We start from the raw sequence: 23,594 nt of genomic DNA, 5'->3' as shown, positions 1-23,594 counted from the left end.
GCGACGGCACGCTCGCGCGGCCCCGTTCAGATCTGCAGATAGCTTTTCGCGGTATCCATCAGCGTCGAGATCGAGCCGCTCAGCACCTTGACGAGATTGTCGAAGCTCGAGTTCTGGTGCGAGTATTTCTCGACGAGCGTCTGGACGTCGTTCTGGATGTTGTCCTTCTGGCCGGAGAACGCGGTGTTCCAGGCCTGGTAGCGGGCGGTGTCCCAGGTCACGTCGCTGCTGTCCGGCAGCGAATCGCGCATCTTGATCAGCTTGTCCGGATTGATCGTCACGACGCCCGAGTCGCTGATCGTCACCGCATCGCCAAGCTCCTTGCGCCAGCGGGCGATGTCCGCGCCTTTCGGCAGTTGCATCGTCGGCAGATTATCGATGACGCCCTGCAGCAACTGGCGGATCGCACGGCCATCGATCTTCATGTTCTTGTCGTCTTTCGCCGAGATGTAGTCCTGCAGCTTGCTCATCACGTCGGCGACGTTCTGGAAGTATTTCGTCAGCCCTTCGACGATCGTCGCGTATGCGTCGACGTCTGACTTGCCCTGACCGATCACGTCGATGAGCCCCTGAAGGATCGGGTCCGGCTGCATGCCGCCGTCGTTGCCCGCGGCGTCGAGCGTGCCGCCCAGGTACTCGGTTTCCCATCGCTCGAGCAGGTTGCGCTGCGCGAGCGCGTGGCTGCGCACCGCGACGCGCGCATCGTCGAACACCGTGAGATCCGCGCGGTGGCCTTCAATGAGACGGCCGTCGATCTGCTCGGGCAGCCGGACCGACGCGAATTCGTCGATCATCGCGCCGAGCTTTTGCTCCGGCACGCGACGATCGACGCCCGCCGCGCGCAGATCGTCGTCGGCAATCGCCCGCGCGCCGGCGTCGACCGGCATCGTTTCCGCGAGCGCCGCGACGGCCCGCCAATCGCGCGCGCTCAGCGCGCGCCCTATGTCGACATGGACATTCATCGTGTTTCACCTTCCTGCCATCGGATTCATCGAGGGCGCGCGCGATGCGCGGCGCCCGCCTTCACTTGATCAGGAGTTCGTCCCGGTTGCGGCCGCGGATCCACTTCGGCTCGATGCCGCGCCCGGTCCAGGTCACGCCCGTCGCCGGATCGCGATATTTCGGCCGGACCGCCCCGCGCTTGCGCTCGCCCGGCTTCTTCCGGTATCCGAATACTTCGTATGCCGTGAGACCGTACTCGCTCACCTTCGCGCGCACGTCATCGATCGCGGCCTGCAATTCGGCCTGCCGCGCCGCTTCGGCCTGCGCGCTCAACGCCTCGGCCCGGGCCTTCAGTTCCTTGTATGTCGCCATGCGTTCAACCATCGGAATTCCGATCTTAGAGACAGGCGCCGGCGCAGGCTTTCACAAAAGCGCCATCGCCCGTCCCGCGAAACGCGGCGGCGCGACGGGCGACGCCCGCCGCATCCGCCGCGGCGCGAACCGTCAGGTCCGCAGATTGCCGGCCACCTGCGCGGCGACCGCGTTGTCGTTCGCGATCTGGTTCTTCGCCGCGTCGATCGCCCTCTGCGCGGCTTCGCGGCCGCGGTGCGCGGCTTCGTCGCGCGCGCTCGCCGCCGCCATCGCGGTCTGCTGCGCGCTCTCGTCCTCTTTCTGCTCGGCGCGATCCGCACCCTGCTGCTGCGCCGACGATCCGTCGATCTGGTTCTTGCCGATCTGGCCGCCCGACTGGAGCAGATCGCCCTTCATCTGCTGGCGGCCCGCCTTCACGAGGTTCTCCTCGTGACGCATGCCGTGCATGTCGATCCGGTGCTGCCGGGCGGGGCCCTCCTGCGCGAGCACGCTCGCGTGCTCGTCGCTCATCCGCTCGCCGCCGTGGTCGATCTTGTGGCGCGCGGCCTCCCCGGTGTCGCGCTTGACCTTCACGTGCGACACCTCGTCGGTCGACAACACCGGCTTGTTGACGCCGCGCAGTTCGAGCGCCTGCTCGGCATGGAACTGCTTGAGTTCCGCCTGCGGCTTCATCTCCTTTTCGATCGACATCGACTTCGTGTTCAAGCCCTTCATCTGCTGCACGGCGCCGCCGAGCGAGGTCGCCGCCTGCAGCGCGCCGCCCGCGATCGCCGCCGTCATCTGCGTGGCGCCGATGCTGCGATCCTGCGCGGCCGCGCTCATCATTGCGTCGTGCGCGAGCATCGTGAGCTTGCCCTGCATCACGAGATCCGATTGCACGTTCTTCTGCATCGCGATGCCGAGCGCGAGCATCGCGTCGAACGCCTTGTCCTCGGCGAACGAGAAACGCTGCGGCTCGCTCGATGCCGTGCGCGGCGCGCCGTCGTCGCCGCGCGTCTTCGCATCGCCTGGCGACACGTGGCGCTGCACGAGCGTGTCGTGCATGCCCGTCACGGCCGGCATTTGGCTCGCGGCGAGCCGCATGTGCTCGCGCTCCATTCCCGAGACCGTCTGCCGGTCCGTCGCGCGCGTCTGCGCGGCCGGCTTCGGCTGAGCGAGCTCGACGCGCTGCGCGCCCGAGTCCGCGTCGCGCCGCGGCGACACGCGCTCGCCGACGACGGCCGCGAGCGCCGCGTCCGCACGCGCGAGCGCGCGGCCGTCGTCGCGAACCGCCTTGTCGCCTTGCTCGGGCAGCCCCGCGTCGGCGAGCCGGGACAGCTCCGCGTTGCTGATGTTGATGCCGCTGCTTTGCACACCGATTGACATACGCACCTCTTCGATTTCGAAAACAAACGTGATCGCCCGTATTACACTGCGCGGGCGTTACGCAGGATCAGCTTGCCCGTCGACGTCTGCATCTCGCCCGCATCCGACATCTGCTGCATCAGTTGCGCGAGCACGCGGTTGTGCTCGGCGAACGAATCGACCGCCTGCTTCAGCAGATCGCCGAGCAGCTTGATGTCGTACATTGCTTCCTTGATGTCGGCGAGCAGGCCCATCGCCTTCGCGCGCCCGATGCCGACTACAATCCCGCCCGCCGCCTGCGACACCTGATTGCCGACATCCATCACGGTGCCCGCCTTCTCGAACCGGTTCGCAAGCAGCATCCTGTTCTCCTTCGTCTCGACGCCGATCGCGCGGCGCATCCGCGTCATCGCGTTCGCGGTGCGCGAACCGAGCGCCTGGAGTCCGGCCTTTTCGGAGAACTTCTCGGTCAGTTGCACGAGCATCTTGCCGATCGCCGAATCCATCAGCTTCGTCAACTGGCCCGCCACCGCGTCGATCACCTTCGACGCGACCGCTTTCACCGCCGACGCGCCAATGAACGCCGCGGCCACGAGCGCGACGCCCGTCACGATCGCGCCGAGGATCGCGCCGGCGAGCTCGGCCTTCTGCTGATCGACGCCGCACGCGACGAGCGCCTTCGTAATAAACGACGAGATCGCATCCATCAACGGCTTCAGGATCGTGTCCATCACGGGTTGCATCAGCTTGTCCATGAACGACACGCCCGTCGCCGCGCGGCCGATCTCGTCGCCGACCGCGAGCGCGAGGCCCACCGCCGCGAGCGCAAGACTCGCGCCGCCCGTGAACGCAGCCGCCGCGAAGCTCACAGCGGTGATCACCCAGCCGACGATCTTGCCGATGCAGCCCATCGTCTTCTGCATCTCCTCGGCCTTCTTCACCTGCTCCTGATACTCGTCGGATTTCTTCTGCAGCTCGGCTTCGCGCTTGGCCTGCATCTCGGTGAAGAGTTTTTGCTTCGACTCGAGCTCCTTCACGTTGCCCGCCGAGATCAGCTCCTGCAGCTTGCCGAGCACAGCCGTCAGCTTGGCCGCACCGCTCAGCGTCGGCGATACCGCCGTGCGCTGCGGCGCGCCCGCGCCGTATTGCTGCGTGGCCTGCTTCACCGCATCGTCGACCTGCTGCTCGCATTCGCGCGCCTGCGTCGCGAGCGCGGTCGCAGCGTCGAGCTTCTTCGTCGCGTCGGCCTGCAACGCGTCCGCTTGGCCGTGCGCGTCGCTCGCCTGCTGCTTCGCCTGATCGAGCGCCGCCTTCAGCGTCTGAAGCTGATCGTCGGGCAGGCCCTGCTTGAGCGCGTCGTCGTATTGCTTCTGCGCGGCGTTGACGGCCGCATCCGCGGCCTTCGCGTCGGCGCCCGCCTGCTTCGCCGCGGCGGCGGCCTGCTCGGCCGCGTCGGTCGCCGCCTTCGCGGCGTCGGTCGCCTGCTGGAACGCATCGGACAACCGGTTCAGGTTGTCCTGCGCAGCCTTCGACATCTGGTTCCAGATGTCCGAGCGCCGCTTGAGCTCGTCCAGGCTGCTCGCGCTGATGACGCTCATCAGCACGCCGAGCAGCTCAGTGAGTTTCGCCGCGCCGTTCGCGCGGCTGTCGTTGTCCTGGGCCTTTGCGTTCGCCGCGCCGGATTTCGGCGCATCGCGTTGCTGCGGCGCGCTCAACGCCGGCTTGTCGTCGAGCCGCGCGTCGTCCGCCGCCGGCTGCGCGTCGCACTGCCCGGACGCGAGCTGCGACATTCGCTCGAGAAAATTGCGCTGCGCGGCCGACACCACGTCGACGTACGTCTGCGGCGACAGCGTGCCGAGCGCGCTTGCCGCGTCGCGCAGCGGATGGGTCTGGTAAGCGTTCGCGTTGGCGGCCGATCCGCCCTGCACTTCAGATGACATACGATCAGCTCCTGTTGGCTAGTGGTCGTTCTCGGCGGATGCGGGCGCCGCATCGGCGCCCACTTCGTCGAGCCCGTCGAGATAGGACTGCGCCTTCTGCGCGAGGCGCTCGTCGCGCGAGCGCTCGACGACGATGCCGAAGCAGCGCCGCGCGAGCGGCGCCTTGCCCATCAGCAGATGGCATTGGCCGGTATGGAACATCGGCCGGTAGTCGTCCTTCGACAGCGAATACGCGAGCGCATACAGATCGATCGCCCGCGCGTATTCCTTCTTCAACTGGCACACCGCCGCGAGCCCCATCGCGTATTCGGCGTGATAGAAGTCGTAGATGCACAGAAAGCGGAAGAACACCTCCGCGTCGTCGAGCCGCCCCTGCTGATAAAAGCGGTACGCGAACGCATAGATGCCGTCCATCAGGTCCTGCGGGACCTGATGCAGATCCTTCAGCGTCGCGCCGTTCTGGACTGCGTCCAGCAGCGCCGCCGCCATCTCGTCGGCTTCGATGTCGTCTATGTTCACGTCGCGTTGCGTCATGCCGTCACCTCGTTCGATTGTTTCAGTCACATGGATGTCGGCGCGCGTTGCGGTGCCGTCGAATGACGGTTACTACGTTACGCGCCGTTCGCTCAGGAAAATTTCACAAAGCAGTCTTTTGGGGTTGTCAAGCGTTTCGATCGTCCGCCGCGGCGGACGTGTCCGCCCAGGACGCCTCCTCGCCGCCGCGCGCATCCGGCGCGAGCGCCGTCTCGGGAAGCGTTTCGGGCGGCGGCCCGCCGCGATTCGCCGCCTCGACTTCCTTGAGCCAGATCAGCACGCGCATCACGCCGTCGATGTCGTCGTGATTCACGAAGCTGTAGCGGCGCGGCGAGTTGCGATAGATCGAGCGCGCGAGCGCGACGTTGCGCACGACGGGCACGCCGCACGCTTCGGCATGCCGAATGACGGCGAGCGCGCGCGCGTTGGTCTCGCGCACCGAGACGAACGGAATCGGCACGATGTCCGGATTCACGTAGATGCCGATCGCGATGTGGGTCGGATTCGCGACGATGAAATCGGACTGCTCGACATTCGCCTTGATCTCCTCCGACAGCAGCTCATGATGGATCTCGCGCCGCTTGCTCTTGATCTCGTGATTGCCCTCGCTCTCCTTGTATTCCTGCTTCACCTCGTGCTTGTCCATCTTCAGCTGGCGGTGGTACAGGAAGTACTCGACGGCGGCGTCGACGATCAGCACGGGCAGCGCGCACAGCAGGAACAGCAGCACGAGCCGGACCGTCAGCACGATCCACATGTGGCCGAGCAGCGCCGGCCGCGCGCGGAACAGCCCGAAGACGTCGTGGTGATAGAGATCGGCGAACACGCGCACCGCGATCGCGAGCACGGCGACGTACAGGAGCGCCTTCACCGCCTCCTTCACCGAGCGCCAGCTGAAGAGCCGCTTCATCCCCTTGACCGGATCGAGCGCCGTGAGATCGAAACGAATCGCTTCGACCGCGAGCGTGAAGCGGCTTTGCACGAGCGACGGCAGCGCGCCCGCGACCGCGCAGATCAGCACGAACGGCGCGGCGATCCGCAGGAACAGCTTCGCCCACGCGAACGCGTATGCGCCCGGATTCGGCTGCGCGCCCGTCGACGCGATCCGCACGAATTCGGCGGCGACGCGCGTCAAATCGACGACCGCGGCCGCGGACAACGCGCCCGCCGCGATCACGACGAGCGCGACGATGTCCCTCGACTTGAACGTCTGACCTTTCTTCGCCGCGTCGCGCAGCTTTTTCGCGGTCGGCTTTTCGGTTTTCTCCGCCATCGCTCACTTCACCAGGCTGCCGAAAGGATGCGCGTGCAGCAGCGCCGTCAGCTCGTGCGGCGCCGCATACACGAAATACAGATGGAACACGGCGAAGGCGACGAGGCTCTTGACCGTCAGCGACAGCGAGAACGCGTTGACCTGCGGACAGAAGCGCGAGAAGAGCCCGAGCAACGCGTCGGTCAGGAACATCACGATCAGCACGGGCGCGGCGAGCGCGAGCCCGTGCGCGACGAGATCGGTCAGCAGCGCGCCGACGCGCAGCAGGTCGACGTCGAACAGCGCGCCCGTCGGCACCGTCGCATAGCTCGATTCGAGCGCGTCGACGATCGTCAGCATGCCGCCCTGCTGCAGGAACGCGGCCGCGTAGAACAAGCTCACGAACGGCGCGAACGCCGACGCCTCGACGCCCGTGGCCGGATCGATCGAATCGCTGATGGTTGCGCCGCGCTGGTTGTCGATCAGCTCGCCGACCGCAGTCGCGACCCAGAACGGCAGCGACAGCGCGACGCCGAGCACGAGGCCCGCCGCCGCTTCCGTCAGCGCGACGCCGAAGAGCGCGCCGCCTTGCGGATGCGCGAAGCTCGGCCACAGCCCAAGGATGACGGCGAATACGATCGTGTTCTTCACGACCCCGTTGACGATCGTCCGGTCGTTCAGGAACGGCAGCAGATAGAACACCGGCGCGATCCGCGCATACGCGATCGCGATCGCGCCGATGTGCCGGTAGAACGCATCCATCGAGACATTCATCATGTCGCTCGGCATGACGTGACGTGACGCGGCTCAGCGAAGGCCGATCGACAGCATCTCGGTCGCGAACGCGAGCAGCTTGCCGCCGAACCAGCCGGACAGCATCATCAGGCAGCCGAACACCGCGAGCATCTTCAGGCCGAACGGCAGCGTCTGCTCCTGCAGTTGCGTGACCGTCTGGAACAGGCCGATCGCGAGGCCCACGACGGTCGCGACCGCGACGGGCGCCGCGCACAGCAGGATCACGAGCAGAATCGCCTTGTTGCCCGCGTACGTGAGTTCAGCCATCGTTTGTCTTCCTAAAAATCGCGCCGCGGCGCGGCTACTTCATCAGGTTCAGGTACTGCTCGATCAAGCCCTTGCTGATCAGCGTCCAGCCGTCCATCGCGACGAACAGGATCAGCTTGATCGGCACCGAGATGGTCACCGGGCTCATCATCATCACCCCGAGCGCGAGCAGCACGCTCGACACCACCATGTCGACGACGAGGAACGGCAGGTACAGATAGAAGCCGATCTTGAACGCGCTCTTGATCTCGGTCAGCGCGTACGCCGGCAGCAGTGTGAACAGCGAGTTGTCGAAACCGTCGGGCTCGTCGCCGGCCACGTCCGCATCCGCTGCGTCCGCGTCGTCGCCCTTCAGGCGCGCGGCTTGCGCGCGCTCGAAGAAGCGGACGAGCTCCGGGTCGGAATAGCGCGTCAGATAGCGCTTGTAATCGCCGAGGCCGCCGTCGATGAAATCGTTGACCGACGCGCCGTTCATCACGTCGAGCGGATGGTGCTGCAGATATCGGTAGGCGCTCTGCGCGACGGGCATCATCACGAACAGCGACATGATGAGCGCGATGCTGTTGAGCGCGAGATTCGATGGCACCTGTTGGATGCCGAGCGCGTTGCGCACGAGCACGAGCACGATCGAGAACTTGATGAAGCACGAGCCCGCCGCGACGACGAACGGCACGAGCGTCGCCGCCGTCAGCAGGACGATCAGCGCGATTTCGTTATTCGCCATCGCATGCCGCCGGCTTCGCGAGCCAGAGCGCCTTCACCTCGACCGCGAGCTGCTCGCCGACCTGGATCAGCTCGCCGCAGCCGAACGGCCGGCCGTTCGCGCGAATCGTCACCTCGCCCGGCGCGCCGCGCAGCGGCAGCACCAGGCCCGGATGGCAACTCGCGAGTTGCGCGACCGTCACGCGCTCGTCCTGCAGCACGAACTCCAGCGTGACGGGCAGCGCATCGATGTCGAAAGTCCGCGGCGGCGCGTCCTGCGGCGCCTCCGCCGTCGCTCGTTCGTCGTGCAGATCGTCGATGGCGTCTTCGGACAGGGGTTCGTTCAACATGATGTTCTCTCCTTCCCAGCAAAATTCACACAGCGCATGCGCGCCGATCCTGACCACGTTGCGCGGCGCGCGAACGAGCAGCACGTCGCCCAGCGCGACGGCGGGCAGCAGCGCGAGCGGCAGGCGCGCCGTGCCGATCGCGAAGCGCATCACGAGCGGCACCGCACCGACGTCCGCGACGGCGCGCGTCGCGGGCGCTTCGTCCGGAAACGCGCGGAACAGCGCGCGCGCGCGGCCCGGCGCGTCGAAGCACAGCAGCGGCTCGGCGGGCAACTCGCGCTCGACGAGATCGACGAGCCGCACGTGGGCCCAGCCGCCCGGCGGCGCGGGCAGCTCTGCTGCGGCGTCCTGCCCGCTCAGCAGATCGAGTGCATACCGCTTGTCGAACGCGCGCCACGCGAGCGCGCCGAGCGCCGGGTAGCGGCGGCGCATCAGATCGTCGACGTCGATCCAGCCTTCGTGCTCGACGCTGCGCCAGGTCGCGCGCAGCGCCGCATAGCCAGGCGGCGGCGCGATCGTGCGCAGCGCGGCGTGCTCGCCCGCCGCACGCAGCGTCTGCGCGCTCCGGTACAGCGGAAGCTCGGCGGGCGCGACGCGCCGCAACAGCGTGTAGCGCGCGCTCATCGCTCGTCCTCCTCCGGTTCCTGCCGCGCGCGACGCCACGGCGAACGGCCGCCGTCGTCGTCCGCGCGCTGGCGGTCGAATTCGACGGTCCATCCGGGCGTCAAGCGATCGACGCCGTGCTCCATCGCGCGCTGCACGCGCTCGTGGCTCGGCTGCGCGTTGACGACGCGCGGCGCGCCGCCGGGATCGAAACGCAAATCGACGGCGGGCCGCCCGTCCCACGAGTTGAAGCTGTAGCGCACCTGCGTGCCCTGCGTTTCGCGGATGTCGCGCGCATCCGCTTGCGCCGCGCCGGCCTGCGTGCGTTGGCGCGCGGCGCGTGACGGATCGTGCGCGCGCGCGGGAGGCTCGGCGGCATGCATCGACCCCTGCGGCTGCAAGGGCCGGTGGAAACCGGCGAGCGATGCATCGCCCGGGCGGCCGGGATCGTCGCCGGCAATGCGTTCGTGCGTCGCGCCGGCCGGCGAGCGTCGCGTCGCCGGTGCGATGTCCGTCGCCGGTGCCGCTGCCGCTGCCGCAGTGGTCGCGGTCTCCAGTGCCGGCGATGATGACGGCGACTGCGACGCGACTATGGCCGCCGGCTTTTCCGCCGGCATCGCGGGGCGCGGCGAGGCCTCACCCGCCGCGACGCGCGCGCCGCCGTCGGATGGCCCGTGCGCAGCCGGGGCGGCGTGCGCCGATGCAGGCGGTGCTGCGGTCTCGACGTCCGCGCGCGACACGCGCGCGTCGGCGATCGAAGCGCCCGGCGTTCGCGTGCGCTTCGCGCGAACCGCGTCGGGCGCGGTCGAGTCGTCGCGCATCGCAGTCTCGCCGCGCGGCTCGACGCTCGTCTTCGCACGGCGCGCCGCACTCGCTCCCCCGTCCGTCTTGACGCTCGCCTCGACGCCGGCGTCACGCGCGCCCGCGCCGCGCCGCGCATCGTCGAACCGCAACGCGATCGCCCGGTCCCGCGCCTGATGCGGCACGCACGCCCAAACCGCCGCTACCGGCGGCTCACCTTTGCGCTTCGCCTTTTTCTTCGCGTGAGCGCGGCCCGTGTCGGCGGCATCGCAGTCGCCCCCGTCGTCGCGCTTGTCGAGCGCCTTGCGGCATTGCTCGCGATACGCGCGCTGCAAATCGGTCGTCCGCTCGACGCCCGCCGGCTCCGCGCGCGGCGCGGGCTCGACGGCCGATGCGATCGGCGCGCTAATGCTGATGGTTGAACCCATGACCTGCTCCTTCCGTGATGTCCGCATCGGCGGCCGATTCGCGCAGCCGATCGTTTTCGATCCTGCGGCGCGCGAGCCAGTCGCGATGCTTGTTTCGCCGCCGCTCGAGCGCGAGCGCCGCGGCCAGGCTGTCGCGCAACGCCTGCTCGGCCGCCTGCCGGCGCTCGAGCAAATCGTCGGTTTCGACCGCCTTGCATGCGATCTCGAAACGAATCGCCGCCTGCTTGCCCCGCACGCGCATCAGCTCGCTGCGCGCATACGGCTTCGGCGGCGCGCTCGCCGCGAGCCGCTCGCGCAGGCGCGCGATCGCGGCGCGCTGCTCGGCGATCCGTGCGTCGAGGCCGGCGAGCGCGTCGCGTTCGCGCGCCGCCTGCCGGCGCAGCGCGTCGCCGCGCCGGTCGAGCACCGCGAGCAGCCGCCGCGCGCCGTCGAGCCGCTTCATGACGCGACCTCGCGCATCCGCTCAAGCGTGTCGTCGAACGCCGACGCCTCGTCGATCTCCTGCTGCAAAAACGCGTCGAGCGCGGAACGCCTGTCGAGCGCATCGTCGTTCTCCGGGTTCTCGCCGCGGCGGTATTCGCCGAGATCGAGAAACACCTGCATCTCGTCGATGCGCGCGAGGTGTTGCCGGAACCGCCTGGCAAGCGCGCGATGCGGCGCGCCGGCGATCTCGTCGAACAGACGGCTCGCGCTCCTCAGCACGTCGATCGCCGGGAAATGCCCCTTCGCGCCGAGCTGCCGGCTCAGGTACACGTGGCCGTCGACGATCGAGCGGATCTCGTCGCCGATCGGATCGGGCTCCTCTTCGTTTTCGAGCAGCACCGTGTAGAACGCGGTGATGCTGCCCGCGCCCGTGCGCCCCGGCCGCTCGAGCAGCCGCGGCAACTGCTCGAACACCGATGCCGGATAACCGCGCCGCGCGGGCGCCTCGCCCGTCGCGAGCGCGAGATCGCGCAGCGCGCGCGCGTAGCGGGTCATCGAGTCGAGAAACAGCATCACGTCGCAGCCGAGATCGCGGAAATACTCGGCGATCGTCGTCGCGACGAGCGCCGCGTTGCAGCGGTCCACCGACGAACGGTCCGACGTCGCGTACACGACGATCGTCCGGTCCCGGCTGCCCGAGCGCCTGAGCCGCTCGACGAACTCGGACACCTCGCGCCCGCGCTCGCCGATCAGCGCGACCACGTACACATCGGCCGCCGCGTGCTCGATCATCATGTTCATCAGCGAAGTCTTGCCGCAGCCCGCGGCCGCGAAGATGCCGAAGCGCTGGCCGACGCCGCACGTGAGCAGCCCGTCGATCGCGCGCACGCCCGTCGCGAGCCGGCGGTCGATCGAGCGCCGCGCCGCGTAATCGGGCGGCGTGGCGTCGATCGCCATGCGGCGCGACGCCGCGTCGCGCGCCGGCTGCGACGCGCCGAAGGTCTCGACGATGCCGCCCGTCGCGTCGACGACCGCGCCGAGCATCGCCGGCGACACGTCGATCGTCATGCGCTCGCCCGTCGGCACGAGCACGACTTGCCGCGACAGCCCGGCCGTGCTGCCGAGCGTGCTCAGAATCGCGGTGTCGCGCGCAAAGCCGACCACCTGCGCGCGGCCGATCGCCGCGTCGCTGCCCGCCGCCGCGCGGATCGTGCACAGCTCGCCGATCGCGACGTCAGGCAGCGGCGCCTCGATGATCGGCCCCTGGATGCGACGCGGATGCGCGCGCCGCCTCAGCAGCCGGAGCGGATCGCCGGCGGCCTTCATCGCGCGAGAATCTCGCTGATCGCGCACAGGTCCGCGTAGAACGTCTCGAGCGCCTCGGTGAAACCTTCGGCGTCGGCGAGGCAGCGCGGCTCGACGCGGCCGTGCAGCATCAGCGCGTCGTCGACGATCGACAGCAGCGGCCGGCGCGACGCGAACGCGTCCGAGCCGCGCGGCATCTGGTAGGCGAGCAGATCGAACGCGCAGCGCGCGAGCTGGCTCTCGCCCGAATAATCGAGCCGGCTCCAGATCGTCACATGCTCGTCGTCGCGCTCGACGAACATTTCGGGCATCGAATGAAAGGCAATGCAGATCGGCGCGTGCGCATCGAGCTCGCCCGCGATCGCGTTGCCGCAATCCATCTTCTCCATGCTCTGTTTGACGAGCATGACGACATCGACATTCATCTTTTCTCTCCTTAGATCGTCTTCAACACATCGATTGCGACGCTGTCGGCGACCTCGCCGAACGACAGCACCTCCAGCTCCGGAAAGCGGCTCTCGATCAGCCGCTTGACGAAACGCCTGATTTCCATCGACGCGAGCAGCACCATGTCGCGCTGCGAGAAGCCGGCGCGCGCGAGCTCGATCGCGAGCCGATCGAGCAGTTGCTCGCTCGTCGCGGGTTCCAGATTCAGATACGCGCCGCCCGAGGTCTGCCGAACGCCCTTGCCGACCGCGTCCTCGAACTCGGCGGACAGCACGAGCGCGCGCAGCTTGCCGCCGGCCGCGAAGCGGTTCGAGATGTAGCGCGCGAGCGCCGCGCGCACGTGCTCGACGAGCAGGATCGAGTCCTTCTCCTTCGGCCCCCATTGCGCGAGCGATTCGAGAATCAGCTTCATGTTGCGGATCGAGATCTTCTCGGCGAGCAGGCGCTGGAACACCTCGGCGATCCGCTGCACCGAGATGTGCCGGTAGCTCTCCTTGATGAGCTCCGGATACTTGCGGTCCATGTCGTCGAGGAGGCGCTTCGCCTCCTGCACGCCGAAGAACTCCGACACGTTGCTCAGCATCACCGCGAGAAACTGCCCGTACAGGTCGTCGATCGCCGGGCGCGTGAGCACGTCCATCTTCGCGAGCGCGTCGGTCTGCGACACCGGCACCCACCACGCATCGCCGCCCGCGCCGTCCGGCAGTTGCACGACGTCGACGGACAGCCCTTCGAGCGCGAGCGTCGAGCCGATCACGCGGTGCCGGTCGAAGCAGATCGAGAATGTCGCCGCGCGGATCTCGTTGATGAGCACGATCGCCTCGCGCGGGTGCATCTGCGGCGAATACGCGACGCGGATGTCGGGCAGGCGCAGCCCCATGTCGACGAACGCGCGCCGCCTGAACGCGCCGATCACGCCTTCCTGCTCGAACATCGGCTTTACCGCTTCGGGCACCATCAGCATCAGCGGCACCGTCTCCGGAATCAGCTTGTCGATGTCAACGTCGTCCGCGGCGGCGTCGGCGGGCTTCGCCGCGCCGCCGCCCGACAGCGCGCCCGCGACCTTCCCGACGAGCCCGCCTTCGCGCGCGGGCTCGCCCGGCTTGCGCCATTCGCGGCGCACGTACAGCGCGCCGAGCGCGAGCGCGATCATCAGGAAGACGACGAGCGGGAAACCCGGCAACAGGCCGATGGCGAGCGCGAGCACGGCCGTGACGATGAGCACGAACGGGTTCGAGAACAGCTCGCCGACGATGTTCGCGCCGAGGTTGTTGCCCGAGCCGCTCACGCGGGTGACGACGAAGCCCGCGCCGATCGCGATCAGGAGCGCCGGAATCTGCGCGACGAGACCGTCGCCGATCGTTAGGATCGTGTACGTCGTGAGCGCGTCGGACACCGACATGCCGTGCTGCATCACGCCGACCGAGATGCCGCCGATCAGGTTCACGAAGATGACGATGATGCTCGCGATCGCATCGCCCTTGATGAACTTCATCGCGCCGTCGAACGAGCCGTAGAGCTGGCTCTCGCGCTCGAGCGCCGAGCGGCGCGCCTTCACGCCTTCGTTGTCGATGATGCCGGCGCGCAGGTCGGCGTCGATGCTCATCTGCTTGCCGGGCATCGCGTCGAGCGAAAAGCGGGCCGCCACCTCGGCGACGCGCTCCGAGCCCTTCGTGATCACGATGAACTGCACGATCGTGACGATCACGAACACGACGAAGCCCACGACGAGGTTGTCGCCGATCACGAACTGCCCGAACGTCGTAATGATCTTGCCGCCCTCGGCCGTGAGCAGGATCATCCGGCTCGTGCTGATCGACAGCGCGAGCCGGAACAGCGTCGTGATCAGCAGGATCGACGGAAACGTCGAGAATTCGAGAATGTTGACGATGTAGAACGAGCCCATGAACACGAGCAGCGCCGTCACGATGTTGAAGCCGATCAGGAAATCGAGCACGTACGGCGGCAGCGGCACGATCAGCATCGCGATCACGAGCACCATCAGGCACAGGACGATCAGTTCGGGGCGCGCTTGGGCCTTGATCAGGAGATTCTTCAGCATGGCTATCGAGCGGATTGAATGGAGAGCGCTGCGTGGCGCGCGTCAGCCGGCGTCGGCGCGCGGGCGCGCCTGCCGCCGCTCGCGCGCGTACGTCGCGCCGATCAGGTCCTCGAGCGCGCCGAGCGCCGCGCGGCGCGCGTCGGCGTCGCCGTAGAGCGCGATCGGCACGCCCGCGAACGCGCGCAGCGCGAGCTGCAGCAGTTGCGAGCGGCGCTCGGCCGCGAGCGGCTCGAGCAGATCGCCGAGCGTGCGCAGCAGCACGTCGGCGACCGAGAACGGCCGCTGCAGGCCGCCCAGCATCGCCGCGAGCGCACGCTCCTCGGTGAGCCCGCAATCGCGCGCGAGCGCGTCGTCGAGCAGCCCGCCGACGAACAGCTCGTCGGCCGACGCCAGCATCCGCGCGTGATTCAGCGTGCCGAGGAGCGGCCCGAACTCGGCCGCGCAACCGCAGCTCGGGTCGTGCGACTGCATGTCGTACGACAGCGCGGCGCTCACGTAATCGAGGATCCGCTTGCGCCGGTTCGCGCCGAACTGCTCGATCCAGTCTTCGTAGACGACGAGATACGAACCGTCGAACTCGAGGAACTGCCGGTACAGCTCGCGCAGCCGGCGCGGATCGAGGTGCATCCGCGCACCGAACACCTTCGCCTTCAGCGCCGCGTTGATGCCCGCCTTGATTCGCTTGTTGCCGTCGCCCGCGAGCAGTTCCTCGATCGCGCGCTCGACCACGTCGACAGCCTCGCCGTCGAGCCGGCGCCGCCTGCGCAGCTCGCGCAGCGCGAGCAGCAGATCGCTTTCGTCGCGAAAGCGCTCGCGCGCCTCGCGCAGCAGCGCCGCGAGGTCCGCGCGGCCGCGCGTCGCGTGGCCGTCGGGCGATGTCTGGCGGCCGAGCAGCGCGGCGAGCTCGTCGAGCTTCTCGTCGGCGTCGGTGTCGAGAATCCGTTCGAGATCGTCGCTGCGACGCCCTTTGCGCTCCGACGCGCGAAACCGGCCGAACTGCGCGGCGGCGCTCGCCGCCTCCCCTTCGAGCTGCGTCTGCACACCGGCCGCGCCCGCGGCCGACGCCTGCGGCGCCTCGTCGAGCGACGGCTCCGCGTCGAGCCGGTTCGCCGTGCCGGCGCCGTCGCCCGAAAAGCCGCGCCGCGCGGCCGGTGCGCCGCCGATGATCGAGCTCATGACTGATCGTCCATGTAGGGTTTGAGCATCTGCACGGTCGCGCGCAGCGTCGCGTTGTCCGACGGATCGCCGGATTCCCACGGCTGGCCGTCGGGCCAGGCCGCGCCCGCGCGCAGCAGCTTCGGCTGGATCAGGAACACGCGCACGACCTGCTCGTGCCGGTCCGAATGTCCGCGAAACAGCCCGCCGATCAGCGGGATGCTCGCGAGCCCGGGAATCCGGAACGTGCGGCGCGTCACGTCGTCGCGCGTGTTGCCGCCGATGAGCAGGCTCAGCTCGTGCGGCACGCGCGCGACCGTGTTGATCTCCGTGCGGTTGACGAGCGGCATCGAGTTGTTGTCGATGACGATCCGGCCGTCGCTCGTCGCGCCGTCGGTGTTGCCGTCCTCGATGTCGACGATCATCTCGACCTGCGACGCGTCGCGCGTGAGCCGAGGCAGCACGTTGACGAGCGTGCCGTAGGTCACGCGTTCGAGCTGCACCGCGCGCTCGCCGATCAGCTTCGCGTAGAACGTCTGGTTGCTGTCGAATGTCGCCGGCACGTTCTCCTGCGTGAGCACGATCGGCCGCGAAATCACCGTTGCGTCGCCCGTCTGGCTGAGCGCCGCGACCGACGCGAGGAACTTCGTGCCGTCGAGCGTCGTCACGTTGCCGCCGCGATTGTTGAAGCCGACGCCGATGCCGGGCGCGTTGAGCGCGCCCTGCCAGTCGATGCCCAGTTGGTCGAGCCGGCTCTTCCTGATGTCGATGATCCACAGCGACAGCTCGATCTGCCGCTTCTCGACGTCGAGCGAGCGGATCAGCGCCTCCATGTCCTGCACCTTGTCGAGGCGGCCCACGAGGATCACGCTGTTCGTGTCCGGATACGCGACCGCGCGCACGCCGTCCGACGCGGGCAACGCGAAGCCGCCCGCCGCGGCCCTCGCCGCCGCGGCGTCCACCGGGTTCGTCGCGTTCATCGCGTTCGCGCCGTTCGCACCGAGCGGCGCGGGCAGCGCGTCGGCGAGCGAGAACGCGGTCTTGGCGGATACGCCCGACGCGCCGCCGCGCGCCGCCGCATCGACGGATGCGACGGGCGGCGTCGCCGGCGCGCCCGGCCGCGCCGGGCCGAAGATCCGGCCGAGCACGGTCGCCATGCCCGGAATGTCGACCTGCTTGTCGCGCAGCGTGTACTGGCGATCGACGACGAAACTGTTGTGAAGCTGCACGACCCGGACGACCTCCTTGTCACTCGCCTCGCTCGAGCGCACTTCGTCGAGATAGCGTGCGGCGGCGGCGACGAGATTCACGTAGACGGGCGCGCCCGTCACGTAGAACGTGTTGCTCAGATCGTCGCCGCGCACCGGAAAGCGCGGATCGTAGAGCCGCGTCTGCCGGATGAAGTCGCGCAGGTTGCGCACGGTCGCATGGCGCATCGACACGACCGCGTTCTTGATCTCCGAATTGTCGTAGATGTAAATCGACGCGCCGTCGTCGTACCAGAGCAGCGACATCGATTCGCCCAGTTGCGCGAGGAGCGCGCGCGGCCGGGCAAGATCGAACTCGCCCGTCACGTGCTTGCGGCGCACCTTCTCGCTCGCGACGATCGGCTTGTGCAGCCTGCCCGACAGCGCGTTGAGCAGCACGCTGATGCTCGCGTCGTTCGCGACGAAGTGGCGCTCGTCTTGCGGCGCGCTCGCCAGTTGCGCCGCCGCGCGCGCGCCGCCGTCCGCCGCGTCGAGCAGCACGGGCGGCCCGCCTGCGTCGGCGGGCGGCGCCTCGTCGGTCGGCGCGGCGAGCGCCGCGCCCGTCATCAGCAGCCATGCGGCGAGCGCGGCTGCCTGTCGTCTGGCCGTGTCGGCGTTCATCATCGGTTCGGGTTCCTCATGTCCTGCGGCGGAACTGGCACGGCGAAATGCCGAACAAGTCCTTGATTTCTCTAGAGAAGTGGGACGACGACGCAAAACCGTTGCTCATCGCGACCTCGGTCATGCTGTCGCGACTCTCGACGACCTCGAGCACCGCCTGCGCGGCCCGCCATTGCCGAAGCTCGCGCTTGAGGCCGCGGCCGAGCGCCTGCCGGCACAGCCGGCGAAAGTGCGGCTCCGACACGCCATAGCGCGCGGCGAGCGTGGCGACGGGCTGCGGGCTCGCGCGCTCGCGCAGCAGAAAACGCACGAGCCCGTAGCTCTCCTGCGCGCGCAGGAACGCGAGCAGCGGATCGGCGTCGTCCGGCGCGCCCATCACGCGGGCGATCAGCCAGCGATCGAATTTCCAGATGCTCAGATCGCCGGGCGCGTCGATCACCGCGCCATCCGAAGCGCTCGCGCGATATTCCCGGCCAGCCCCATTCGGTTTCGCACAGCTTTCCAGAAAAGCGAGCAATTTGGCCGCCTCGAATAACGGCACTTCATGAAAACGCCATGCGCCTTCGTGCGACACGATTCTGAATTGACCGGCCCCAATAATCAGCGCCGATCGATTTTTATCGATCGAAACGGCGTGAGACGTCGCGCCGAACGATGCGTCCAGTTTCGCGATTTCCGTCACCGCCTTGATGAGCCTGATTACCGGCCCCGTAAATGATCTAAATTTTCCGGGTGGAACCACCACGCAATCGAATTTATTGAATCGATTGGCCATCGCGCACTCCTCGATATTGGCCGCGAACCGCCTGAATGATATTTCGCCGCCCTTCCGGAAATGCATATTAATCAGGCGTCAAATTTCGATCAAGCGAAAAATCCGGTATTTATAAAATCTCACGAGAATCATATCAATTCATCCAGCCATAATCTTCTTTCATATTTTCATTCAGGAATATTCAGGGTCATTCATGGCGAGGAAGGCCATCCGGCGGTACATTCCATCCATCGATCCGGATTCCGGCCCGCCAGCGAAGCGCCCGATCGGCACGGCCGCCCCGTTCGAATCCGATTATCCAGCTGCATATCGACGGAAACGGAATCGATTAATCGAACGATACATCCCTAATCGGACCATTTATCGCCCAGGCCATTCTGAAAAATCGCAGAGATGAATACACCAGATTCCGGACGTGAAATCCTGCAGCTCCGAATCCTGTTCGGCCCGCTGTTCGGCTCGGATATTTCGATTCCGTCGAACGAAATATTTTTCTGTGTCGGCGAAAACGTGGTCGACGATCGTCTGGCCGTGAAATCCGACAATCAGGCCGATCATTATCTGGAGCGCGCGGTCGATACGCTGTATATCCCGCATCGATCCGGTTCACCGAATTTTCGTTTGCGTTTTCCTCCGTTATCCGAACGGGCGACGCAAATCACGGAAACCGATGCCGCCGCACGCTGCGATTTCGAAGTCGATTTTCTATCCGTGGACGGTAGCGCCACGCAATACGCGGCATTCAACACCGTCTGCCGCGCCGGCGATGTCGCGTTCGCGGTGAAGCGCGAGGACGACGACTGGAGCGACGCGGTCGCGCACTATGCGCCGCGGCCCGACCCGCAGCCGCCTGACGCCGCAGCCGAGCCCGGCGACCGCGCGTCGCGCTTCGCGCTCAAGCTGGGCGCCTTGCTCGTCGTGGGAGCCACCCTCGCGGCGCTCACGTACTGGCAGGTGCAACGCCACGTCGGCACGCAGAAGATCGCGAGCGTAAACGGCGTGCTGGCGGGCGCGCCCGCGCGCAACGCGATCCTGCCGGGCGACGACGGCCGGATCTACGTGCTGAGCGCGTCGCAGGACGGCGCCGAATGGGATCGCGAGGCGCTGCTGAAGGCGGCGCTGCCGGACAAGGTCGAGGTCGCCGCGATCGGCGCGGAGCGGCGACGGATCGAGGGGCGGCTCGATGAAGCCGGCATCGATTTCGTGACCGTGCGTCTCGACGCGCCCGAGCGCCCCGAGCTGATCGTCACCGACCGTCTGCCCGCCGCCGCGCGCGAGCGCGCGGTGCGCGAGCTGCGGCGCGCGGCGCCGTACGCGCAGGAGGTCCGCGTGATCGACGCGAGTCTCGGCGCGATCGAGCAGGAAGCGCGCAACGCGCTCGACAAGGTGGGCGCGCGCTACCGGCTGCTCGCGCGGCGCGACGGCGCGACGTTCGAAGTGGCGACGTCGTTCGGCGACGAGGAGCTCGCCGCGTTGCAGAACCTCATGCGCTCGTTCGGCCACAAGTGGGGCACGCGCCGCGTCGACTTCAAGATCGCGCTGCGCACCGACTGGCTGAAGGGCAAATCCTATCGGGAAGGCGGCGACGGCTACGTGCTGCTCGATCACGCGTCCTGGTATTTCCCGCAACCCCTGGAAGGAGCACATTTCCGATGAGCAATTCCCCGACCCCATTGCTGGGCGACTACGAGTGGTCAGGCTACCTGACCGGCATCGGCCGCGCGTTCGACACCGGCGTGATAGATCTGAACCAGCAGTTGAAGGACGCTCAGGAGGCGCTAACGAAAAACCCGAGCGATCCGACAGCGCTCGCGAACTACCAGATGATCATGTCCGAGTACAACCTGTATCGGAACGCGCAGAGCAGCGCGGTCAAATCGATGAAGGACATCGATTCGTCGATCGTCTCGAACTTCCGCTAACCCTCAAGGCCTCTCCGGGACGACGCGGCGCGCGCCGCGCCGCTCCGGTCCGAACGATCATGAACATCACGAACCCGCATGCCGTGTCCGCGCCGCCGTCGCTCAGCGAAATCGAATCGCCCGACCGACCGGCGACGCTCGACGCGATCCTGAAGCAAACGCTCGCCGATGCGAACGACAAGTCGAACGTCGCGAAAGCGAGCATCGAGTCGCGGCTCGCCGATCCGGTCGACTTCGCGCATCCGGAGAAACTGATCGCGCTGCAGACCGAGCTGTCCGACTACAACATCTACGTCTCGCTCGCGAGCACGCTCGCGCGCAAGGCCGTCTCGGCGGTGGAGACGCTCGTCAAGGCGCAATGACGCGATGAAGCGATTCGTCTCTTTCTCGCTGCTGCCCGCGCTGCTGCTGCTCGCCGCATGCGAACAGCAGGAGTTGCTGAAGAACCTGACCGAGCCGCAGGCGAACGACGTCGTCGCGGTGCTCCAGGCGCACAATCTCGCCGTGCGCAAGGAGGACCTCGGCAAGACCGGCTACGCGGTCAGCGTCGAGCAGGCCGACTTTCCGACGGCCGTCGATCTGCTGCGGCAATACAACCTGCCGTCGCAGGCGCGCGTGCAGATCGCGCAGGCGTTTCCGGCCGACTCGCTCGTCGCATCGCCACAGGCCGAGCAAGCACGCCTGCTGTCCGCCATCGAGCAGCGCCTCGAACAGAATCTCGCCGCGCTGCAGAACGTCGTCAGTGCGCGCGTGCAAATCAGCTATCCGCTCAAACCGTCCGATAGCGGCAAAGCCGACGCCCGGATTCACGTCGCGGCGCTCCTCACCTATCGCAACGCCGTCAACGAAGACATCCTCGTCAGCGAAGCAAAGCGATTCGTGAAAAACAGCTTCACGAACATCGACTACGACGACATCTCGGTGATCCTATATCGCACACCGCCGCTCTTCCGCGGCGCACCGACAAAGCCCGCAGCACACAAGGGCATTGTCTGGCTCTATTGGCTCGCCGCAATTCCAGCCGCGCTCGCGGCGGCGGCCGCGTGCGGACTCGTCTACCTTCGCCGCCGACGCATCGCCACGCGCGACGCGTCGGCATGCACGACCACGCGCATCGAACCCGACGGACCGGTCGAGCCCGACGTGCCAGATACACCCGGCGCTGCCGAGACAGCCGCCGGTGCCGACTCGCCAGACGCGACTTATACAGATCGTGACGATCCACAGGAGCGCCGCCGATGAATCCGCATGCGTTGCTGCACGTGATATACGGCCCGTTCGTCTATGCGCACCCGGATCATCGAACGGCCGACGGCGTCGATCTCGCGCGCGTGCCAGCCGACATCGCGAATCAATGGATGATCGACCGCTATCACCTTGACACGGCGATCGATTTTGATTTGCACGACGTACCGCTCGCGCGGACCTGCATCGATCATTGGGTACGCCTGCCGCGCATCGCGTTCCTGATCGGCGTGCAGCGGCTGCGCGCGGCGCTCGTCGAGCACGGGCGATACGTGCACCTCGATCCGTCGAGCCAGCGCTTTCTTTGCGTGCCGCACGCGGCCGTGCCGAAAGCCGAGTGCACCGGCCTCCCGGACGACGACGCGATCATCGCCGCCGGCGCTGCGTGCATCGCGGCCGCGCTACGCAACGCGCCGCGCGCACTGCGTCAGCGTCTTCCGCTCCTGTTTGCGCGCCCGCATGCGGCACGCCTTGCCAACGAACTGGACGGCGCTCGCGACAACACTTGCACCGTCTGCCCCTCCACGCTCTTCTCCTTCGCGGTGAACCATGCGCTTCTCGACCCCGCGCCAGTTTCCTGACACGCTCGCGCCGCTCGCCGGCGTGCTGCTCAAGCGCGCACCGCTATCGCAAGCAGCGCGCGCCGAACGATTGCTCGACGAAGCGAAGCGCCGCACGCAACTTCTCGTGCGCGACGCCGAACGCGACGTGCAGGCATCGCGCACTCGCGCCGCAACAGCAGGCTACGAAGCGGGATTCGCACGCGCGATCGCGGAAGTCGTCGATTGCCTCGAGCGGATCAACGTGCAAAGGACGACGCTACTCGAACGCGGCGCCGACGACGTCCGTCACTCGCTCGAAGGCCTGCTCGACGATCCGGATTTACTGCTGCGCATCGTCGACGCACTCGAAAGCCGCCGCGTGTGCGCGGTCGACCGTCCGCTGCGTGTATTGGTACCGGCGCGCGCGGCCCGAATCGCGCCCGCAATACGCGAGCGGCTAAGCGGCGCGTATCCGTCGGTGCAAATCGTCCTTGCCGATACGCGCTCATTCGTTGTCGAATCCGACGAGGACATTTTCGAATTCGATCCGCGCGATATCGCGCGTGAGCTAAGCGAAGCGGCGCTCGCCGCATGTCGCGCGGCGGCTCGGACCGACGACGATACGCTCGCGCAGCGGGCAGTGATCGACGCATTGCGCCGATTCGAGCAGCGCGATGCCGCCGCGATCGACGACGCCTCCGTTTCCCCCCTCACTTCAACCGAACAGGAACCATGCAATGATGCCCCTGCAAGCCACGACCCACACGCCAATTGAAAACGTTCGCGAATCGACGGAACGCGACACGCCGACATCACCGGTGTCGCTCGACGAAATCATGAACCAGTGGCTGATCGACGACTTCAAACAAAAAGTGATGTTTCCCGATCCCGACGACCCGAGCGCCTGCCCAACGTTCGACGGCAACGGCAACTGGTGAATGTATGCGCAGCCTCCGCTCGACAGCCGCGCGCTGACGAGCACGCGCGCACAACGCGTTGACCGCCAGACGTTCATCCGGATGATCAGTAATTTCGCGAGGCGGCGGCAGCCGCGAATCGCCGCCGCGCGCGCATGCGATGCATGCTTTCCCTGCCGCGTCACATTCGCGTATGCGCTTCACGATACCGCTGCGACATAGCAACGTAGCAAGGCTCGTCACACGCGTCGCTCGTCAAGACTGCCGTCGTGCATCATTTATCCATGTAGCGACGATACGTCATCGGTGCCGACACACTTTGGATGCTCGGGCACGCGTGCCCATCCGCCAGTCGATTCAGGCAACCGTCGCCCTATCGCGCGCTCACTCCCTCAAGCCCCCGATCGCTTTTCAGTCGCGATCTCCAATTGATATCGTGCAAATTGCACACAAATCCAATGCACCTCGCCTGTATAAGAAGCTGTTGCGAAATTAGTTAAACAGAGACTTTAGACGCGTCCAGCAAATCAAAGCGCAAGCCAGAGACATGAAGGCCTCGTGAACATGAGCATAGCGTTCGTAACGAATCTTGAGCCGTCGAAA

General features: G+C 67.1%; 25 protein-coding genes and 1 pseudogene. 7 read left to right on the top strand and 19 right to left on the bottom strand.

The window, feature by feature from the left end; all coding sequences use genetic code 11:
- Window positions 1–26 precede the first annotated feature (26 nt).
- The 18 genes from sctA to WS62_RS25675 form a co-directional block, all read right to left on the bottom strand.
- The gene (sctA, locus tag WS62_RS25760; protein ID WP_066576957.1) at window positions 27–962 is read right to left on the bottom strand and encodes a type III secretion system needle tip protein SctA; all 936 of its coding nucleotides are present in this window, start codon (window positions 960–962) and stop codon (window positions 27–29) included.
- Window positions 963–1,023: 61 nt separating this feature from the next.
- Window positions 1,024–1,314: an H-NS histone family protein gene (locus WS62_RS25755; protein ID WP_066576953.1), complete on the bottom strand. Its 291-nt coding sequence runs from the start codon at window positions 1,312–1,314 to the stop codon at window positions 1,024–1,026.
- Window positions 1,315–1,446: 132 nt separating this feature from the next.
- A complete protein-coding gene (locus WS62_RS25750; protein WP_066576951.1) occupies window positions 1,447–2,679 on the bottom strand; it encodes an IpaC/SipC family type III secretion system effector in 1,233 nt (410 codons plus the stop codon).
- 41 nt (window positions 2,680–2,720) lie between these two features.
- Window positions 2,721–4,598: a type III secretion system translocon subunit BipB gene (gene bipB, locus WS62_RS25745; protein WP_066576946.1), complete on the bottom strand. Its 1,878-nt coding sequence runs from the start codon at window positions 4,596–4,598 to the stop codon at window positions 2,721–2,723.
- Window positions 4,599–4,616: 18 nt separating this feature from the next.
- Window positions 4,617–5,132 (bottom strand): SycD/LcrH family type III secretion system chaperone BicA, encoded by a 516-nt coding sequence (gene bicA, locus WS62_RS25740; protein WP_066488330.1) that lies wholly within the window; start codon window positions 5,130–5,132, stop codon window positions 4,617–4,619.
- 127 nt (window positions 5,133–5,259) lie between these two features.
- A complete protein-coding gene (locus WS62_RS25735) occupies window positions 5,260–6,405 on the bottom strand; it encodes an EscU/YscU/HrcU family type III secretion system export apparatus switch protein (RefSeq protein ID WP_066576939.1) in 1,146 nt (381 codons plus the stop codon).
- A 3-nt stretch (window positions 6,406–6,408) separates the two neighbouring features.
- The gene (sctT, locus tag WS62_RS25730) at window positions 6,409–7,158 is read right to left on the bottom strand and encodes a type III secretion system export apparatus subunit SctT (RefSeq protein ID WP_197422923.1); all 750 of its coding nucleotides are present in this window, start codon (window positions 7,156–7,158) and stop codon (window positions 6,409–6,411) included.
- A gap of 33 nt (window positions 7,159–7,191) precedes the next feature.
- Window positions 7,192–7,446 carry a SctS family type III secretion system export apparatus subunit BsaX gene (gene bsaX / locus WS62_RS25725; RefSeq protein ID WP_010109500.1) on the bottom strand — a complete coding sequence of 85 codons (255 nt, stop codon included), beginning with the start codon at window positions 7,444–7,446 and terminating at the stop codon, window positions 7,192–7,194.
- 34 nt (window positions 7,447–7,480) lie between these two features.
- Window positions 7,481–8,170, bottom strand: a complete 690-nt coding sequence (gene spaP, locus WS62_RS25720; RefSeq protein ID WP_066576933.1) for a SctR family type III secretion system export apparatus subunit SpaP — start codon at window positions 8,168–8,170, stop codon at window positions 7,481–7,483.
- The gene (gene sctQ / locus WS62_RS25715) at window positions 8,160–9,122 is read right to left on the bottom strand and encodes a type III secretion system cytoplasmic ring protein SctQ (protein WP_066576930.1); all 963 of its coding nucleotides are present in this window, start codon (window positions 9,120–9,122) and stop codon (window positions 8,160–8,162) included. Before sctQ ends, spaP begins: the two co-directional genes overlap by 11 nt.
- A complete protein-coding gene (locus tag WS62_RS25710; protein WP_066576924.1) occupies window positions 9,119–10,330 on the bottom strand; it encodes a SpaN/EivJ family type III secretion system needle length determinant in 1,212 nt (403 codons plus the stop codon). Before WS62_RS25710 ends, sctQ begins: the two co-directional genes overlap by 4 nt.
- Entirely contained in the window at window positions 10,308–10,772 is a 465-nt protein-coding gene (locus tag WS62_RS25705; RefSeq protein ID WP_066576921.1) for a BsaT protein, read from the bottom strand. The genes WS62_RS25710 and WS62_RS25705 overlap by 23 nt, the downstream gene beginning before the upstream one ends.
- Window positions 10,769–12,079 (bottom strand): SctN family type III secretion system ATPase BsaS, encoded by a 1,311-nt coding sequence (gene bsaS / locus WS62_RS25700; RefSeq protein WP_066576920.1) that lies wholly within the window; start codon window positions 12,077–12,079, stop codon window positions 10,769–10,771. Before bsaS ends, WS62_RS25705 begins: the two co-directional genes overlap by 4 nt.
- Window positions 12,076–12,483: a hypothetical protein gene (locus WS62_RS25695; RefSeq protein ID WP_066576917.1), complete on the bottom strand. Its 408-nt coding sequence runs from the start codon at window positions 12,481–12,483 to the stop codon at window positions 12,076–12,078. Before WS62_RS25695 ends, bsaS begins: the two co-directional genes overlap by 4 nt.
- Window positions 12,484–12,494: 11 nt before the next feature.
- The gene (bsaQ, locus tag WS62_RS25690; RefSeq protein WP_066576913.1) at window positions 12,495–14,567 is read right to left on the bottom strand and encodes a SctV family type III secretion system export apparatus subunit BsaQ; all 2,073 of its coding nucleotides are present in this window, start codon (window positions 14,565–14,567) and stop codon (window positions 12,495–12,497) included.
- 42 nt (window positions 14,568–14,609) lie between these two features.
- Entirely contained in the window at window positions 14,610–15,743 is a 1,134-nt protein-coding gene (sctW, locus tag WS62_RS25685; RefSeq protein ID WP_066576907.1) for a type III secretion system gatekeeper subunit SctW, read from the bottom strand.
- A complete protein-coding gene (sctC, locus tag WS62_RS25680) occupies window positions 15,740–17,593 on the bottom strand; it encodes a type III secretion system outer membrane ring subunit SctC (protein ID WP_066576905.1) in 1,854 nt (617 codons plus the stop codon). Before sctC ends, sctW begins: the two co-directional genes overlap by 4 nt.
- A 13-nt stretch (window positions 17,594–17,606) precedes the next feature.
- On the bottom strand, window positions 17,607–18,272 hold the full coding sequence (locus tag WS62_RS25675) for a helix-turn-helix domain-containing protein (protein WP_066576903.1): 666 nt from the start codon (window positions 18,270–18,272) through the stop codon (window positions 17,607–17,609).
- Window positions 18,273–18,758: 486 nt separating this feature from the next.
- On the opposite strand from WS62_RS25675, the gene WS62_RS25670 reads away from it, so the two are divergent.
- From WS62_RS25670 to WS62_RS37640, 7 genes are read left to right on the top strand one after another with little or no spacing between them, the layout of a single operon-like run.
- Window positions 18,759–20,021, top strand: a complete 1,263-nt coding sequence (locus WS62_RS25670) for a PrgH/EprH family type III secretion apparatus protein (protein ID WP_066576902.1) — start codon at window positions 18,759–18,761, stop codon at window positions 20,019–20,021.
- Window positions 20,018–20,287, top strand: coding sequence for a type III secretion system needle complex protein (locus WS62_RS25665; protein WP_066576897.1), 270 nt, complete (start codon window positions 20,018–20,020; stop codon window positions 20,285–20,287). Before WS62_RS25670 ends, WS62_RS25665 begins: the two co-directional genes overlap by 4 nt.
- A 59-nt stretch (window positions 20,288–20,346) precedes the next feature.
- Window positions 20,347–20,649 carry a type III secretion system inner rod subunit SctI gene (gene sctI / locus WS62_RS25660; protein ID WP_066490223.1) on the top strand — a complete coding sequence of 101 codons (303 nt, stop codon included), beginning with the start codon at window positions 20,347–20,349 and terminating at the stop codon, window positions 20,647–20,649.
- 4 nt (window positions 20,650–20,653) lie between these two features.
- Window positions 20,654–21,529: a type III secretion system inner membrane ring lipoprotein SctJ gene (gene sctJ, locus WS62_RS25655; RefSeq protein ID WP_066576894.1), complete on the top strand. Its 876-nt coding sequence runs from the start codon at window positions 20,654–20,656 to the stop codon at window positions 21,527–21,529.
- Window positions 21,526–22,113, top strand: coding sequence for a type III secretion apparatus protein OrgA/MxiK (locus tag WS62_RS25650; RefSeq protein WP_066576891.1), 588 nt, complete (start codon window positions 21,526–21,528; stop codon window positions 22,111–22,113). The genes sctJ and WS62_RS25650 overlap by 4 nt, the downstream gene beginning before the upstream one ends.
- Window positions 22,082–22,849, top strand: coding sequence for a type III secretion system protein (locus WS62_RS25645; RefSeq protein WP_066576889.1), 768 nt, complete (start codon window positions 22,082–22,084; stop codon window positions 22,847–22,849). Before WS62_RS25650 ends, WS62_RS25645 begins: the two co-directional genes overlap by 32 nt.
- Window positions 22,812–23,012: a hypothetical protein gene (locus tag WS62_RS37640; RefSeq protein ID WP_066576887.1), complete on the top strand. Its 201-nt coding sequence runs from the start codon at window positions 22,812–22,814 to the stop codon at window positions 23,010–23,012. Before WS62_RS25645 ends, WS62_RS37640 begins: the two co-directional genes overlap by 38 nt.
- A gap of 471 nt (window positions 23,013–23,483) precedes the next feature.
- Here WS62_RS37640 and WS62_RS36950 read toward each other — a convergent pair.
- A pseudogene (locus WS62_RS36950) lies at window positions 23,484–23,594 on the bottom strand (IS5/IS1182 family transposase); the annotation flags it as partial.

The organism is Burkholderia sp. ABCPW 14 (assembly GCF_001523835.1).
Taxonomy (GTDB): domain Bacteria; phylum Pseudomonadota; class Gammaproteobacteria; order Burkholderiales; family Burkholderiaceae; genus Burkholderia; species Burkholderia mayonis.
Note: the sequence above shows the minus strand (reverse complement) of the source record. Positions and strands in the feature narration are given on the sequence as shown.